The organism is Aequorivita iocasae, assembly GCF_016757735.1.
In the GTDB taxonomy this organism is placed as follows: domain Bacteria; phylum Bacteroidota; class Bacteroidia; order Flavobacteriales; family Flavobacteriaceae; genus Aequorivita; species Aequorivita iocasae.
The window spans coordinates 2,944,966-2,960,885 of the sequence record NZ_CP068439.1 but is presented as its reverse complement, the minus strand read 5'-3'; the positions used below and the strand labels follow the sequence as shown (position 1 = coordinate 2,960,885).

The 15,920-nt window shown below is 37.8% G+C and carries 13 protein-coding genes; 7 read left to right on the top strand and 6 right to left on the bottom strand.

Annotated features, from left to right (window positions below):
* The first annotated feature begins 22 nt into the window (after positions 1 to 22).
* The gene (locus tag JK629_RS13640; protein ID WP_202336159.1) at positions 23 to 1,288 is read left to right on the top strand and encodes an aminotransferase class I/II-fold pyridoxal phosphate-dependent enzyme; all 1,266 of its coding nucleotides are present in this window, start codon (positions 23 to 25) and stop codon (positions 1,286 to 1,288) included.
* 68 nt (positions 1,289 to 1,356) lie between these two features.
* Here the strand turns inward: JK629_RS13640 and JK629_RS13635 are convergent, their stop codons facing one another.
* Positions 1,357 to 2,475 carry a GTP cyclohydrolase gene (locus JK629_RS13635; protein WP_202336158.1) on the bottom strand — a complete coding sequence of 373 codons (1,119 nt, stop codon included), beginning with the start codon at positions 2,473 to 2,475 and terminating at the stop codon, positions 1,357 to 1,359.
* Positions 2,476 to 2,489: 14 nt separating this feature from the next.
* Complete coding sequence (locus JK629_RS13630; protein WP_202336157.1) at positions 2,490 to 3,467, bottom strand: transporter; 978 nt, start codon at positions 3,465 to 3,467, stop codon at positions 2,490 to 2,492.
* Between the two features lie 106 nt (positions 3,468 to 3,573).
* Here JK629_RS13630 and JK629_RS13625 point away from each other — a divergent pair, with 106 nt between their 5' ends.
* From JK629_RS13625 to JK629_RS13615, 3 genes are all read left to right on the top strand, one after another.
* Entirely contained in the window at positions 3,574 to 3,837 is a 264-nt protein-coding gene (locus JK629_RS13625; protein WP_225626043.1) for a DUF4834 family protein, read from the top strand.
* A 151-nt stretch (positions 3,838 to 3,988) separates the two neighbouring features.
* On the top strand, positions 3,989 to 6,424 hold the full coding sequence (locus JK629_RS13620; RefSeq protein WP_202336156.1) for a YfhO family protein: 2,436 nt from the start codon (positions 3,989 to 3,991) through the stop codon (positions 6,422 to 6,424).
* A complete protein-coding gene (locus tag JK629_RS13615) occupies positions 6,425 to 7,702 on the top strand; it encodes a glycosyltransferase family 4 protein (protein WP_202336155.1) in 1,278 nt (425 codons plus the stop codon). It begins immediately after the preceding gene.
* Positions 7,703 to 7,774: 72 nt separating this feature from the next.
* Here JK629_RS13615 and JK629_RS13610 read toward each other — a convergent pair whose 3' ends face one another.
* The gene (locus tag JK629_RS13610) at positions 7,775 to 9,076 is read right to left on the bottom strand and encodes a hypothetical protein (RefSeq protein ID WP_202336154.1); all 1,302 of its coding nucleotides are present in this window, start codon (positions 9,074 to 9,076) and stop codon (positions 7,775 to 7,777) included.
* 278 nt (positions 9,077 to 9,354) lie between these two features.
* Positions 9,355 to 12,132, bottom strand: a complete 2,778-nt coding sequence (uvrA, locus tag JK629_RS13605) for an excinuclease ABC subunit UvrA (RefSeq protein WP_202336153.1) — start codon at positions 12,130 to 12,132, stop codon at positions 9,355 to 9,357.
* Positions 12,133 to 12,387: 255 nt separating this feature from the next.
* On the opposite strand from uvrA, the gene JK629_RS13600 reads away from it, so the two are divergent.
* On the top strand, positions 12,388 to 12,972 hold the full coding sequence (locus JK629_RS13600; protein ID WP_202336152.1) for an RNA polymerase sigma factor: 585 nt from the start codon (positions 12,388 to 12,390) through the stop codon (positions 12,970 to 12,972).
* A 57-nt stretch (positions 12,973 to 13,029) separates the two neighbouring features.
* Positions 13,030 to 13,182 carry a hypothetical protein gene (locus JK629_RS13595; protein ID WP_165586667.1) on the top strand — a complete coding sequence of 51 codons (153 nt, stop codon included), beginning with the start codon at positions 13,030 to 13,032 and terminating at the stop codon, positions 13,180 to 13,182.
* A 93-nt stretch (positions 13,183 to 13,275) separates the two neighbouring features.
* On the opposite strand, the gene JK629_RS13590 is transcribed toward JK629_RS13595, so the two are convergent.
* Positions 13,276 to 13,932, bottom strand: coding sequence for an endonuclease III domain-containing protein (locus JK629_RS13590; protein ID WP_202336151.1), 657 nt, complete (start codon positions 13,930 to 13,932; stop codon positions 13,276 to 13,278).
* Between the two features lie 30 nt (positions 13,933 to 13,962).
* Here JK629_RS13590 and bcp point away from each other — a divergent pair, with 30 nt between their 5' ends.
* Positions 13,963 to 14,415 (top strand): thioredoxin-dependent thiol peroxidase, encoded by a 453-nt coding sequence (gene bcp / locus JK629_RS13585; protein ID WP_202336150.1) that lies wholly within the window; start codon positions 13,963 to 13,965, stop codon positions 14,413 to 14,415.
* Here bcp and JK629_RS13580 read toward each other — a convergent pair.
* Positions 14,412 to 15,866, bottom strand: coding sequence for a TonB-dependent receptor (locus tag JK629_RS13580; protein WP_202336149.1), 1,455 nt, complete (start codon positions 15,864 to 15,866; stop codon positions 14,412 to 14,414). The two genes, bcp and JK629_RS13580, sit on opposite strands and share 4 nt — an antisense overlap.
* Positions 15,867 to 15,920: the final 54 nt, after the last annotated feature.

The following is a 15,920-nucleotide window of genomic DNA, read 5'->3' as shown; positions in this document are numbered from 1 at the left end:
CGCATTTTTAACTAAAGATTTAATGAAAGATTTATTCGATAAAATCTATAAAGATAAAGGTCCGTTAGGAAAATGGGCTGAACAAGCGGAAGGCTATTTTGTTTTCCCAAAACTGGAAGGTCCAATCTCTAACAGGATGAAGTTTAAGGGCAAAGAAGTAATAACTTGGAGTATTAATGATTACTTAGGTCTTGCCAACCACCCAGAAGTTAGAAAAGTAGATGCTGAAGCTGCCAAAAAATGGGGCTCTGCATACCCAATGGGCGCCCGGATGATGAGTGGCCATACCGATCTTCACGAGCAATTACAAAGAGAGCTAGCAGCTTTTGTAGGCAAAGAGGCAGCTTATCTTTTGAATTTTGGTTATCAAGGAATGGTTTCAACTATAGACGCACTCGTTTCAAAAGACGACGTGATTGTTTATGATGTTGATGCCCATGCATGTATTATTGATGGTGTTCGCCTTCATTTGGGGCAACGTTTTACATACAAGCACAACGATATGGAAAGTATCGAAAAAAACCTTCAGCGTGCCACAAAAGTAGCTGAAAAAACTGGCGGTGGCATTCTTCTTATTTCTGAAGGAGTCTTCGGAATGCGAGGGGAACAGGGAAAATTGAAGGAAATTATTGCACTTAAGAAAAAATACAACTTCCGGTTTTTTGTGGATGATGCCCATGGCTTCGGAACACTTGGTAAAACTGGTGCTGGAGCAGGCGAGGAGCAAGGCGTTCAGGATGGAATTGATATTTATTTTGCCACATTTGCAAAATCTATGGCGAGTACCGGAGCTTTTATTGCGGGTGACGAAGAGATTATGAATTACTTAAAATACAACCTGCGTTCGCAAATGTTTGCAAAATCCTTGCAAATGGTTTTGGTGGAAGGCGCTTTGAAGCGTTTGGATATGCTTCGCACCATGCCCGAATTGAAGGAAAAACTTTGGGAAAATGTAAACGCACTTCAGGGTGGATTGAAAAAAAGAGGTTTTGATATAGGAACCACGCAAAGTTGCGTAACACCAGTTTATCTAAAAGGAAGTATTCCGGAAGCCATGGCTCTTGTAAAAGATCTTCGTGAAAACCACGGTATTTTCTGCTCAATTGTAGTTTATCCAGTAATTCCGAAAGGATTGATTCTTTTAAGAATGATTCCAACGGCTTCACATACTATGCAGGATATTGAAGAGACTTTGGAAGCTTTTTCATCCATCCGCGAGCGCTTGGAGAACGGTACTTATAAACGTCTTTCTGCCGCTGTTGCTGAGGCGATGGGAGAGAAGATTTAAACAAATTTCCGCGCAGGCGGGAATCTTATAATATTGAAAAATCCACCTTTTTTGGGTGGATTTTTTATTTAAATATTCTTTCTAAAAGTACTCCGCTCTTTATGTTGTACTGGATTATAATCTTTCCAAAGCAACTGTACCGCAGTGTTTTCCTTTAATTCGGGATTTGTTTCAACGGTCTGTATTCCTTTGGAATTGAAGAGATATTGCATCTCTTCAAAAATAATAGCCGTAACGCCCTTGCCTTGGTATTCTGGGTCAATTCCTATTAAATAAAAAGCGGCTGTATCATTCTTTTTCTGGGCTTTCAAAATATGACTCCAACCAAACGGAAAGAGTTTGCCGTTGGCTTTTTTCAGTGCTTTGGAAAAAGAAGGCATTACGATTGAAAATGCTATAAGCTTTCCTTCCTTGTCTTTTATGCAGGTTATATAATCAGGATGTATAAAACTAAAATATTTTTCTTTATAATAATCAATTTGATATTGTTGGATTGGAACAAAGGTCTGTAGGCTATTATAGGTTTTGTTCAGCAAATCGAACATACTATCTACGTACGGAAGGATTTCTTTTTTGTTTTTAAAACGAATAACAGATATTTGATAACGTTCGCGAACTAACTTTGAGAATTTTTTCACTTTATCAAGAATAGCAGGAGGTATGTTCATTTTATATTCTACCCAAGTTGCCTGTTTCTCAAAGCCCAGTTTTTCCAAGTGCTCTGCATAATATGGGTAATGATACCAAGTAATCATGGTGTTCATTTCCTCAAAACCCATTGTTAAAATTCCCGCTTTTTCCATATTACTAAAGCCTACGGGGCCTTCGGCATATTCCAGGTTGTGTTCATGGCCTTTTTCGTATGCTTTTTCAAGTAAGGCTTTGGTCACTTCAATATCATCAACCATATCCAACCAGCCAAAGCGTATCTTTTTCTTCCCCTGTTCATTTACCTCCAAATGATTTAAAATAACTGCGATACGACCAACAATTTCATCTCCTTTATAAGCCAAATAATACCAAGCTTCGGCATTTTTAAAAACAGGATTTTTTTCAGTATCCAAGGTTTCCATCTCATCCTTAATGAGTGATGGAACCCAATATTTGCTGTCTTTGTATAATTTAAAGGGAAAAGTGACAAATTTTTTAAGATCACTTTTTGAGGTAAGTTGTTTTATTGTAATCATACACAAAAATGTTATTATTCACCACCTTCGTCCAAGTTCAATTCTTCTTGGCGTTCTTCTTTTTTATCCTTTTCTTTTTTGTCTTTCATCTCTTTATTTGCATCATCCTCTAAATATTCATCTTTATTGTGCATATCAAATCTATAGGCTAGGCCTGCTCGTCCATAAAATTTAGATGGAGTATCCTTAAAACTGTAAGTTAGTGAAAGATCTACTTGTAGGTTTTGATTAATGAGGGCAGCAGCGCCACCGCGGATTAATTGGTCTGCATAAAAGTCACTTTTTAAACCTTGATTTTCAAGAAAGACCGAAAAATAGCGATTGGTAGCGTGCGTAAGCGTTATTATGTAGCCATAAGTAGGGAAATCTGTTGTTACCCGATCTACAATAATATTGGTTACAAAAACCCACCCGCCAATAAAATTATTTTGGGTAGAAAGCACCAATTTTGGACTAATACTGCTCTCGGCCTCTGGAGTAAATGGATTGTCGGCAAAATCAAAATTGGCGCCCGCATAGATAGAGATTGCCGGAATTAAATCTGCCCATTGCGTTTTGTTATTTGCTTTCCAGCTGTAAAGGTTAGGGCCTTTTAGGTCACGTTTTCGATAGGGATCGTATATTAAATATTTAGCGCCAAGTGTATTGCTCTTAAAGTTCGAAAGACTGTATTCCCTTGTTGATGATGATCGATTATCTGTAACCGAATTTGATTGAAACTCGCCCATAAGGCTCACTTCCAGACGTTCTTTCCAAAAACCATAGCGTACGGAATAATCAATATTAAAACCGTTTGTCTCTGTTTTCAAAAGATCGTGCTTTTCTTTTCCGTAGCTAAATCCAGTTTCAACCTGAAGTACATTAGTACCAACCGAAAAAGCACCTTGCGAGCCTCCTGGCCGGTTAGTGTTGATCATTTCGGTATATTGTGCCGAAACAGTTGAAAAAGAAATAGTGCAAAGCAGAAATAGAGAGGGAAGTTTGATATTCATGGAAAGTTGGGTTTAGTTCAAAGATATAAGATTTTACCATTTATTTAATAGTCAACATTCGTCTTTTTCTACACCAATCGTTATTTTTGGAAAGAATTTTACAGTTATGATGACATTCCTAAAAACGATATTAATCGTTCTTCTGGTATACTTTGGTCTAAAGTTTCTTATTAGACTGGCAACCCCTTATTTAATACGCTATATTTCAAAAAAAGCAGGACAGCAGTTTGAGCAATTCTTCGGAAATAATCCAAAAATGAACACCCAGCGCGAAAAGGAGGGGAGTATTACCATTGATAAAAATCCTTCGCCAAATTCCCGAAATAGTAAAAAGGTTGGGGAATATGTGGAGTTTGAGGAAGTGGATTGATAAAGACGTTTTGACTCACGACGTTTTGACTCACGGCAAATAGACCTTTTTTTAGTCGTGTATCAAAACCTCATGGTTCGTGTTTCCTTTTTCAGTGGTGTTTCCAAAAAAAAATCCTTAATTTCCCCACTTCAAATCCATCTACCAAATTATGCAGTCCAGCTATAAAAAATTCCTTCCGCATTTAGTTGTTTTCGTTTTGTTTATAGTGGCTTCGCTAGCCTATTTTAACCCGGTTTTACAGGGAAAAAAGATATTCCAAAGTGATATTGTACAATACACCGGAATGGCAAAACAGCAAAATGATTTCCGAGAGAAAACCGGCGAAGAAACCTATTGGACCGATGCCGCTTTCGGCGGAATGCCAACGTATCAATTGGGTGCAAAATACCCAAACAATTACATAAAACAGCTCGATCTTGCCATTCGTTTTCTGCCCCGTCCGGCAGATTATCTTTTCCTTTATTTCATAGGAATGTATATCCTGTTTTTGGTTCTGAAGGTCGATTATAAATTGGCTTTTCTGGGTGCGCTTGCGTTTGGATTTTCAACCTATTTGATAATAATCTTAGGCGTGGGCCATAACGCAAAAGCCCATGCAATAGCCTATATGCCCTTTGTTTTAAGCGGAATATTTCTCACGTTCCGTGGAAAATATTTGTGGGGATTTTTACTGCTGACCGTTTCAATGGGACTGGAGCTGGTTGCAAACCACTTCCAAATGACATATTATTTGATGCTGTTAGTAGTAATCATCGGCATTGTTTATTTGATTGATGCTTTTAAGAGGAAAATGCTGCCCCATTATTTCAAAGCTGTAGGTATCATGATGGTTGCAGTAATAATTTCCGTAGGCTTGAATGCTACAAATATTTTGGCAACCAAGGAATATGCGGATACTTCTACTCGCGGAAAAACTGAATTGACAATAAATGCAGACGGTACGCCGAAAGACAACAAAACAGGGCTAGATTACGATTACATTACCGAATATAGCTACGGCAGGCTGGAAAGTTTCAACTTGTTTATTCCCCGTTTTATGGGCGGTAGTTCTTCCGAAGAATTTCCGAAGGATTCAAAAACTGTTGAAAATTTAATGCGAATGGGTGCTTCGGCACAGGAAGCCAATCAAGTTTTAAACCAAATTCCAATGTATTGGGGTGAACAGACCTATGTGGGAGCTCCGGCATATATAGGTGCGATTGTTATATTTCTTGCCGTGTTGGCGCTCTTTTTAGTTCGTGGGAGATTAAAGTGGTGGATAGTTTCAGGTTTTATTTTAACCTTACTACTTTCTTGGGGAGACAATTTTAAAGGGCTGACTCAGTTTTTCATTGAGTATGTGCCGATGTACAATAAATTCCGCGCAGTTTCCTCAATCCAAGTAATTATTGAATTAATTCTTCCAATCCTTGCTATTGTTGGTTTACATCAGTTTTTTAGTCATTTTGAAAAAGAAGATGAAAAGAAAAAAGCGTTGCTTTGGTCAACAGGAATTGTGGGTGGAATTACCTTGCTATTTATTCTTTTTAAAACAACATTGTTCGATTTTGCGAGTCCGTACGATAGCTATTTTAGGGATGAAATGGGACTTCCATTTTTGGAGGCCATTCGTGAAGATAGAATGTCGCTTTTCACTTCAGATGCTATCCGTTCGTTGATATTTGTGCTTTTAACGGCTGCAGTTCTTTGGTTTTTTATGAAAGGCACTGTTAAAAAAGGTTTTGCCGTTGCTGCACTTTGCTTATTGGTATTGGTAGATTTGGTAGGCGTTGATAGAAGATATGTGAATGAAGAAGATTTTGTACAGGCAAAGTTGGTTGAGCAGCCTTTCCAAAAAAATGGCGCAGACATACAAATTTTGGAAGATGATGGGCATTACCGTGTTTATGATGCTGCCGCAAATGCTTTCAATAGTGGGCGCGCCAGTTATTATCACAATGCTTTAGGGGGTTACCACGCTGCAAAGCCCGGCAGGATGCAGGATTTAAACGAGTTTTATATTAGCAAAGGCAATATAGGCATCCTAAATATGCTGAACGTGCGCTATATTATTGTTCAAAGTAAAAATGGCGGACCCGTGGCTCAGCGCAATCCGTATGCCAACGGCGATGCTTGGTTTGTTGAAAATGTACTTCCTGCGGAAAATGCAAATGAGGAAATCCAGCTTTTGGACAGTTTGGACACCAAAAGAACCGCAGTTATCAATAAAGAATTTCTTTCAAAAATTCCGAGCCAAAAAATTGAAAGGGATAGTACGGCAACTATTGAACTTTTCACTTATCAACCCAATCATTTGGTTTACGAAGCTTCTACCAAGTCGCCACAATTGGCAGTCTTTTCGGAAGTATATTACCCAAAAGGTTGGAACGCATACATAAATGGTAAACCTGCTGAATATTTCCGAGCCAATTATGTTCTTCGTGCTATGGTTATCCCGGCGGGAAATAATAAAATAGAACTCAAGTTTGAGCCGAAAGTAATCCAAACCGGAAGTACCATTTCTTTGGTGAGCAGTATTATATTCCTATTAATTTTATTGAGCGGGCTGTATTTTGCCTTTCGAAAAAAAGAACAGCAAGAATAAATGAAACGCGCCCTTATCATCACATACTATTGGCCTCCCGCGGGCGGTCCGGGCGTACAGCGGTGGTTGAAGTTTGTAAAATATTTTAGGGAATTTGGCGTGGAACCCATAGTGTATGCTCCCGAAAATCCGAACTATCCTTTGATTGATGAAAATTTTTCTTCTGAAATTCCTTCGGATATCAAAATTTTAAAAAAGCCAATTAAGGAACCGTATCGATTTGCGAAACTCTTTTCAAAAAAGAAAACCAAACAGATAAGCAGCGGTATTATTTCAAAAAAGGAAATTTCCGTTCTGGAAAAGCTGATGCTTTACATTCGCGGCAATTTTTTTATTCCCGATGCGCGCGTGGGTTGGGTAAAACCTTCGGTAAAATTTCTTTCAGAATATATTTCTGAAAATCCTGTAGATGTAGTGATTACTACAGGACCGCCGCACAGCCTTCACTTGATCGGGATGCAACTTCATAAGGAATTGGATGTAAAATGGATGGCAGATTTTCGGGATCCGTGGACGACAATCCATTACCACAGCTCACTTCGACTAAGCAAATCTTCAAAGCGAAAACACAAAGCATTAGAAGCTTCGGTTTTAAAATCGGCAGATATTATTACAGTGACGAGCCCAACGACCAAAAAGGAGTTTGGGATGATTACGGAAAAGCCAATTGAGGTTATTACGAACGGTTACGATATTACGGAGAAAATTGATTTTGAGATAGATTCTGTCTTTTCAATTTCACATATAGGCTCCTTGTTGAGTGAACGAAACCCAGAGATTTTATGGAAAGTGCTTGCTGAAATTTGCAAAGAAAATGCCCTTTTCAAAAATGATTTACAGCTGAAATTTGCTGGAGCCGTAAGTGATGAAGTGAAGCAAAGCCTTGAAAATTTCCAACTATTGGAAAATTGTAAGTTTTTGGGATATGTGTCCCATTCCGAAGCACTACGGCTTCAACATACAAGTCAGGTTTTAATTTTGGTTGAAATAAACCGTGCGGAAACCCGTGCTATTATTCCAGGAAAACTATTTGAGTATCTAGCTGCCAAACGCCCTATAATTGCTTTGGGGCCAAAGGAAAGTGATATTGAGGGAATTATTGCTGAAACCAATTCGGGGAAATTTTTCAGCTATTGGGATAACGATGAATTGAAAGACGCGCTACTTCAATTATACAAAGATTTCAAAAGTGGCGACTTAATGGTTTCTTCCGAAGGGATTGAAAAATACAGTAGAAGGGAACTGACGAAGCAAATGGCTTCATTGGTTTTGAATTAAAAAAAAAGTAAACCCCCGATCCCCGCCAATAGCGAATCACGGAGGTTTAACCAACCAACCAAAAAACTATCTTTATCCGCGTCCTCTTCTGGAATTAGCTTCTCTAGATGAATTGCCTCGAGAGGTGCTAGCTTTTGAACTGCTGCGCGAAGGAGCGCTGGATTTATTTACTGTACTACGGCTACGGCTAGCGGTTTCCCGCTTTGGAGCCTGGGTTTTATTTCTGCTCACTGAACTGCTTCTGTTGTTTGAAGTTGCTCGAGTTTGTCTTTGCACTGTTTTATTGCTAGAAACAGTTCTATTATTAGTTGACCGAACTGTGTTTTCGCTTCGTGTACTTCTTACATTGTTACGAGTGGTATTGCTTTTTACCTTTGTGTTACCGCTATTTCGAGAAGTTACAGTATTTCTACTTGGTGTATTGGAATAACTTCTATTATTTTGACCGCTTCTATTAATAACAGCAGCACTTTTACTATTCGAGCTTCTATTTTTAGATATGGTTTCGCTACGCGTATTATTGCTTCTTATTTCACTTTTGTTACGAGAGTTGTTGTTTCGGATAGCATTATTGCTTCGAGAAGTATTGTTGCGGATGGTGCTATTATTTCTTACAGTACTATTAGATCGTGTATTGCTGGTCGCAATCATAGTATTTTTTCTGTTTGGATTATAACTCCTGTTTATTGAGGCTCTACCTTTTTTATCGTAAACTCGGCTTCCCGGACGATAAAAATCTCTGCGGCCATTATGGTAAGCTACCCGATGTCTCTGTTTATAATAGACAACATGGTCATGGTAACTGTATCTAATTGGACTGTAATATCTTCTGTAGGGCAGATCGTAAACTACACAGTGTGTATAAATAGGAGGTGCGTAATATACGTGCCAAGGACGGTAAACGTAATAAGGATTGTACACATTTATAACACCGGTGGCGTGTGAAAAATAGCCATAATTATTATAAACTATGTGAAGCCCGCCAACGCGTACTAAGCGTCGGTCGTTGTATTGAATGTCCACATTACCCGCTTGAATGATACGTCCGTAGTAATCATAATAGATAGGGACACTTTCTACTTGTATGACCGCTCCGTAATCATCGTACTGTACATAAGCGTCATAATCATATCCCGAATTGAAACTTATATTTACATTGGGAGTGTTTATTGTAACGCTTGAACCTTTTTGAGGTCCCACATATACAAAATCAAATTGACCATCGGGAAAAACGGAAAATTCCACATCGCCTTCAACAAAGATGTAGGCACTTCCGTCATATCCTCTTCTTAGGTTGTCTTCACTTTCAATAGAAGTTGCATTTGCTGAAAATCCCATCAAAAGGACGCTAAAAATAAATGCTATGTTTTTCATAAGTTTCAATTTTTAAAAGGTTCGTACTTGCTTTAAATTTTTGGTCAGCTGAGTACGCTATTAAATAACCAACGACCGTGCCAAAGTTTTAAGTATCTGATTTTCAAAAGGTTTTTTGGATTGCTATATGATTGGAAGGGAATTTTAAAGATATTCAAATAAAAAATCCGCTGAACTGTTTTACCACTTCAACGGATTTTAAAAACTAACCAACCAAAAAAACTAAAAGTCTTATTTCTATTATTTTGATTTCAATTAGTGTGCCAAAAAACTAACTCTTAAAGTTTTTCTTTTAAATAGGAAGCGGTAAAAGACTCTTTGCTTTTTGCGACTTCTTCCGGAGAGCCCTCAGCTACAACATTTCCGCCATTTTCACCTCCTTCTGGCCCAAGGTCTATTATATGGTCTGCGCATTTAATCAAATCTAAATTGTGTTCTACCACAATTACCGTGTGGCCTCTGTCGAGTAAAGCATAAAAGGAAGCCAAAAGTTTTTTAATATCATGAAAATGAAGTCCGGTTGTAGGTTCATCAAAAATGAATACCGTTTTTTCCTTTGAAGTTCCTTTCACCAAAAAGGAAGCAAGCTTGATACGTTGTGCCTCACCACCGGAAAGGGTAGAGGAGCTTTGGCCCAATTGCACATATCCTAATCCCACATCCTGTAATGGTTGTAATTTTGCTGCAACTTTATCCTGTTTATATTCATTGAAGAAGGCCACGGCGTCATCAACGGTCATCGTGAGAATGTCATCTATGTTTTTACCTTGAAAAGTAACTTCCAGCACTTCTTTTTTGAAGCGTTTACCATTGCACGTATCACAAACCAAATGAACATCAGCCATAAACTGCATCTCAATAGTAACTTCACCTTCGCCTTTGCAAGTTTCGCAGCGACCCCCATCTACATTGAAACTGAAGTGTTTTGCCTTGTAACCGCGAATATCTGATAATTTCTGCGAAGCATACAAATTCCGAATATCATCATATGCTTTAATATAGGTTACGGGATTGCTTCGGCTGGAACGTCCAATTGGGTTTTGATCAATAAATTCAATACTTTTGATGGTGTTGAAATCTCCCTTTATTTCTGAAAATTGTCCTGGTTTTTCGCCATATCCACCAATTTCACGCATTAAGGCAGGATAGAGAATTTTCTTCACCAAAGTACTTTTTCCACTACCCGAAACACCCGTTACCGCAGTGAAAACATTCAATGGGAAAGTAACATTAATATTCTTTAGGTTGTTCTGCCTTGCGCCCGTAATTGAGATTTTATTCTTTGAAGTATGTCGTTTCTTCGGAACCTCAATCTCCATTTCGCCATTTAAATATTTTGCGGTTAGGGAATCAGATTTTAAAATTTCAGCATAGGTTCCTTGTGCAACCACTTCGCCACCAAAAGTTCCGGCTTCTGGGCCAATGTCAATTATCTCATCAGCGGCTTTCATTATATCTTCGTCGTGCTCTACTACTATTACCGTATTTCCCAAATCTCGAAGCGATTTTAAAACAACGATAAGTCTTTCTGTATCTTTTGGGTGCAGCCCAATGCTCGGTTCATCCAAAATATACATCGAGCCTACAAGGCTGCTTCCCAAAGAGGTGGCAAGATTTATTCGTTGCGATTCGCCGCCCGAGAGTGTATTCGATTTTCTATTCAATGTTAAATAGCCAAGCCCAACATCCTGTAAAAAACGAAGCCGATTGTTTATTTCGAGCAATAAGCGTTTTGCAACCTTTTCTTCAAATTCTGAAAGCTTTAATTTTTTGAAAAATTCCGCAGTTTTATCCAGTGGTAGTTCTACCAATTCCTGAATTGCGGTTCCGTTTATTTTTACATAGCCAGCTTCGGGACGTAAACGTTTTCCTTTACACGTGGTACATTTTGTTTTTCCGCGATAGCGCGAAAGCATCACCCGGTTTTGGATTTTATAGCTTTTTGACTCCAAAAAGGAAAAGAAAGAATTCAATCCCTCAAAATATTTATTGCCGTCCCAAACCAATTGTTTTTGTTCATCGGTAAGTTGAAACCACGGTTTGTGAATGGGAAAATCGAACTTATAAGCGTTATTCACCAATTGATCGCGATACCAGCTCATGCTTTCTCCTCGCCAAGGAAATATGGCATTCTCATAAACAGACAGCGCAGTGTTGGGGATTACCAAATCTTCATCAATACCAATAACATCGCCGTAGCCTTCACAAGTCGGGCAAGCGCCGTACGGGTTGTTAAAGCTGAATAGATGCACGTTCGGCTCCATAAAAACCATTCCGTCAGCTTCAAATCTATTGTTGAATTCAGTGATTTTTTTTGTTGAAAGGGATTCAATATAAAGTTCGCCTTTTCCTTCAAAGAAAGCTATTTCCATGGCATCGGCCAATCTGTTGTAAAAATCTTCTTCGTCTTTTGTAATGATTCGATCAATTACCAAATCTATTTTATTCGGAAAGGATTTGCCTTCTAATTCATCAATCCGTAATACTTCATCATTTATTTTAATTCTTGAGTAGCCTTGTTGTGCTAATGCTTGAATTTTGTTTTCCATTGTTCGTCCTTCTTCTAAAAAAATAGGGGCCACAAGCAGTAATTTTTCACCTTCGGGAATTTTTTTTATGAAGTTTATGACATCTGTAGTTGTATCTTTTTTAACTTCCTTTCCAGAAATTGGAGAAATGGTTTTCCCAATCCGGGTGTAAAGTAATTTCAGATAATCATAAATCTCTGTGGAAGTACCTACGGTTGACCGAGGATTTGTAGAATTAACTTTTTGTTCAATTGCAATTGCGGGAGCAATGCCTTTAATGGAATCTACTTTTGGCTTATCCAGTCTTCCCAAAAATTGCCGGGCATAGCTGGAAAGGCTCTCCACGTAACGGCGCTGGCCTTCTGCGTAGAGCGTGTCAAAAGCCAAACTGGATTTTCCGCTTCCGGAAAGACCTGTTACTACTACCAGTTTATTTCGAGGAATAGCAACAGAAATGTTTTTAAGATTATGAAGTTTAGCACCCTGAATCAGGATGTTTTTTTTAGTATCTATGGTTTCGGTACTCAATTTATTTTTCCTTTTTTTATAGCTTTTTGCAAAGATACTATATCGGTTTTAGCAATACACATTTGCGGTTATTATTATTTTTTAATGAAAAATTTAACCTTTTTTTTGCATTTGTGATTTCTTTGTTGTTATATTTACGGCTCTTAACGTCATATAAAAAAATTATTGCCTATAGCTGATCATTACTTTTAACAAATAAACATTGTAACTAAGCAACCAAATCCATAGTTGTTTATTTTTTAAAGAAGTATTGATATGAAGCAAAGCACAAACTCTGATGCGTTTTTAGTGAGCGCTTATATGAACGGTAATGAATCTGCACTTAGCGAGTTGATAACTCGACACAAGCAAAGAATCTACAGTTTTATTTATTCGAAAGTTTTTGACCGGGATGTCGCTGAAGACATTTTCCAAGATACCTTTATCAAGGTTATTAGAACCCTAAAAAGAGGCGCCTATAATGAAGAAGGCAAGTTTCTTCCCTGGGTAATGCGAATTGCCCATAATTTGGTGATAGACCATTTCAGAAAGAACAACCGCATGCCGAAATTTGAAAATAATAATGATTTCAATATATTTTCGGTATTAAGCGACAATGCCTTAAACGTTGAAAAACAGATAATAAAGGGTCAAGTTGAAGATGATGTTCGGCGTTTGATTCAAGAGCTGCCAGACGACCAAAAAGAAGTTCTTATTATGCGAATTTATAAGGATATGAGTTTTAAGGAAATAAGCGAACAAACAGGCGTTAGCATTAACACTGCTCTGGGCAGGATGCGGTATGCCTTAATCAATTTGCGCAAAGTGATTGATAAACATAATATTATATTGACCAATTGATACAATAAAGTAATTTTTGTTACGTTATTTGAAAATAAAACCTCAAAATAACGTTCTATGCAAAAATTTTACTCAGAAACATCACGTGTGGACGGCGTGAATAAAAATCTCGTTCCAAAAGAAGAAACCATTAAATTTCTTCTGGATTATTCGATGGCTTTAAGTGTTATAGATTACCATAAAATGAAGTTTGAAGCACTTCTAAACTAAACTTTGGAAAAACCCCGGAATTAGCTTTTCGGGGTTTTTTTTTGAAAAAAGTTAGGGGATTATATAGGAGTAACTCTCGAAACTCTCAACCAGCTATTTCTTGCTTTTCCAGTAATCCTTTATAACTGTTTTTCTCCCAATAGTATTGGTAATGATATCTTTTTCCAAATCCCAGCCTCGGGCAGGAGAGTAATGTCTTCCGTACCAAATAATTTGAAGATGCAGTATATTCCATAAATCTTTTGGGAATAAACGTTTTGCATCTTTTTCTGTCTGCACTACATTTTTTCCATTCGAAAAACCCCAACGGTACATCAATCGGTGTATGTGAGTATCCACTGGAAAAGCAGGTACGTTGAAAGCCTGGCTCATGACGACACTTGCTGTTTTATGACCTACAGCGGGTAAAGACTCTAACGCTTCAAAATCAGCTGGTACTTGCCCGTTATATTTATCTATTAATATTTCTGATAGTCCGCGGATACCCTTCGATTTCATTGGCGAGAGACCCACTGGTTTTATGATTTCCCTAATTTCGTCTACGGAAAGTTTCACCATATCATAAGGATTATCGGCTACTTCAAACAAAAGTGGCGTAATTTGATTGACGCGAACATCTGTACTTTGTGCAGAAAGCAATACTGCAATCAATAGGGTATAGGGGTCTTTGTGATCTAGGGGAATTGGAACTTGTGGATAAATCTTATTTAACGTATCAATAACAAAGGTTACCTTTTCTTGCTTGGTCATTTTAAGTACTTTTATGCAAAAATAAGTATAATGAAAACATTAAAGGTAGGAGATAAGGCTCCAGATTTTACAGTGAATGACCAGGACGGAAATACAATTTCGTCAAAAGATTATAAAGGAAAAAAATGGATTGTGTTTTTCTATCCCAAAGCCAATACCCCTGGGTGCACCGCGGAAGCCTGTAATCTTCGAGACAATTATAAAGAATTGCAAAAAGAAGGCTATGAATTATTGGGCGTAAGTGCCGATAGTGAAAAACGGCAAAAAAAATTTAAAGAAAAGTTTGATTTCCCCTTTCCGTTACTGGCAGATGAGAACATGGAGGTAATCAATGGTTTCGGAGTGTGGGGACCCAAAAAGTTTATGGGAAGGGAATTTGACGGAATTCACAGAAAAACTTTTATAATGGATGAAAACGGAACCATAACCCGTGTCATCGATAAGGTTAAAACCAAAGATCACGCTGCGCAGATACTGAATTAATTATCTACCTTTTCAGCCGTAGGCTTATAATTGAAAAGTTGTTTATCCTTTATAATTTCTGAAACCCCAGGTGGCAACATCTGTTCCCATCCTTCATCACCATTTTCTATCATTGCCAACACTTCACGAGAAAATATCTCCATGTTGTCAGGGTTGTAATCTGTGATATCTACAACCTTGCCGTTGTATTTAAAGAATTTGTACAATTCTTTCATTCGTGGATGCACTTTCAGGTTTTCACTATTAGTATACTCTCCCGTTTCTGCATCTTTCATAGGGTAGAGGTAAACCTTTAGATCTTTAAAAAATAGTTTTCCAAAGGCTTCCAAAATACCGCCACTTAAGTGTCGATAGTATTTTTCATCAAAAATATCCACCAAATTATTGACGCCCATGGCAAGTCCCATGCGCATCTTTGTATATCTGGAGAAATATTCTACTAGTTTATAGTATTCCTGAAAGTTTGAAATCATAACCGTATGCCCCAAAGAACAGAGGAGTCTGGCGCGGTCCATAAAATCTTCCTCGTCAATTTCACCTTCTGCCCGCAAATTTGAAAGTGTAATTTCAAATATTACTTCAGTTCTATCTTTTTCTACCCTGTTTTCCTTCAAAAACATTTCATAAGAACGTTCAAACATATCTATGTTAACCTTGGTAACAGGTCTAAAACTTCCGCGAAGGGCCAATATATTTTTCTTATAAAGAATTCTTGCCGGAAGTATATTGTGACCTTCAGGATTAAACATAACCGCATCGGTCATGCCATTTTTAATTAGCTGAAGACTCATCAATCTGTTATCAACGTCCTTAAAACGGGGCCCAGAAAAGTTTATGGTATCAATTTCAATTTTATCTTTATCTATATGATCGTATAGGTAACGAAGCAATTTATTGGGTTGGTCATATTTATAATAAGCACCGTAAATTAAATTTACGCCTAAGGTACCAAGTGTAATCTGCTGTAATTGGGCATCATTTTCGTGAAAACGAATGTGAAGGGTTATTTCGTTATAGGGTTCCTTAGGGTCTATTTGATACCGAATACCTACCCAACCGTGACCTTTATATTTTTTAGCAAAATCGATTGTGGCAACAGTATTTGCATACGAAAAGAAAAGTCTGTTTGGGTGTTTTTCACGATTTATACGTTCTTCAATCAAGTTAAACTCATGCGAAAGCATCTTTTGAAGCCTTGATTCTGTTACGTATCTACCATCTTCCTCTATTCCATAGATTGCGTCGCTAAAGTCTTTATCATAGGCAGACATCGTTTTTGCAATGGTTCCTGAAGCACCACCGGCCCTAAAAAAATTCCGAACGGTTTCTTGCCCGGCTCCAATTTCAGCAAAAGTGCCGTAAATGTTTTCGTTCAGATTAATTCGTAAAGCCTTACTTTTTATAGAGGGGATATTTTCAAATTCCTTGTCTCCTATTATGGTTTCCGGCATAGCAACGTTCTATTTTTTTATATAACAAAGGTAGCAAATACAATAGGTAAACAA

What these genes read in the sequence shown, in the direction of transcription:
- JK629_RS13635 (WP_202336158.1), bottom strand. Translation starts at nt 2,475, where the DNA reads ATGATTACAATAAAACAACTTACCTCAAAAAGTGATCTTAAAAAATTT.
- JK629_RS13595 (WP_165586667.1), top strand. Translation starts at nt 13,030, where the DNA reads ATGCAAAAATTTTACTCAGAAACATCACGTGTGGACGGCGTGAATAAA.
- JK629_RS13610 (WP_202336154.1), bottom strand. Translation starts at nt 9,076, where the DNA reads ATGAAAAACATAGCATTTATTTTTAGCGTCCTTTTGATGGGATTTTCA.
- JK629_RS13625 (WP_225626043.1), top strand. Translation starts at nt 3,574, where the DNA reads ATGATGACATTCCTAAAAACGATATTAATCGTTCTTCTGGTATACTTT.
- JK629_RS13640 (WP_202336159.1), top strand. Translation starts at nt 23, where the DNA reads ATGAAAGATTTATTCGATAAAATCTATAAAGATAAAGGTCCGTTAGGA.
- JK629_RS13630 (WP_202336157.1), bottom strand. Translation starts at nt 3,467, where the DNA reads ATGAATATCAAACTTCCCTCTCTATTTCTGCTTTGCACTATTTCTTTT.
- JK629_RS13590 (WP_202336151.1), bottom strand. Translation starts at nt 13,932, where the DNA reads ATGACCAAGCAAGAAAAGGTAACCTTTGTTATTGATACGTTAAATAAG.
- bcp (WP_202336150.1), top strand. Translation starts at nt 13,963, where the DNA reads ATGAAAACATTAAAGGTAGGAGATAAGGCTCCAGATTTTACAGTGAAT.
- JK629_RS13580 (WP_202336149.1), bottom strand. Translation starts at nt 15,866, where the DNA reads ATGCCGGAAACCATAATAGGAGACAAGGAATTTGAAAATATCCCCTCT.
- JK629_RS13620 (WP_202336156.1), top strand. Translation starts at nt 3,989, where the DNA reads ATGCAGTCCAGCTATAAAAAATTCCTTCCGCATTTAGTTGTTTTCGTT.
- JK629_RS13600 (WP_202336152.1), top strand. Translation starts at nt 12,388, where the DNA reads ATGAAGCAAAGCACAAACTCTGATGCGTTTTTAGTGAGCGCTTATATG.
- JK629_RS13615 (WP_202336155.1), top strand. Translation starts at nt 6,425, where the DNA reads ATGAAACGCGCCCTTATCATCACATACTATTGGCCTCCCGCGGGCGGT.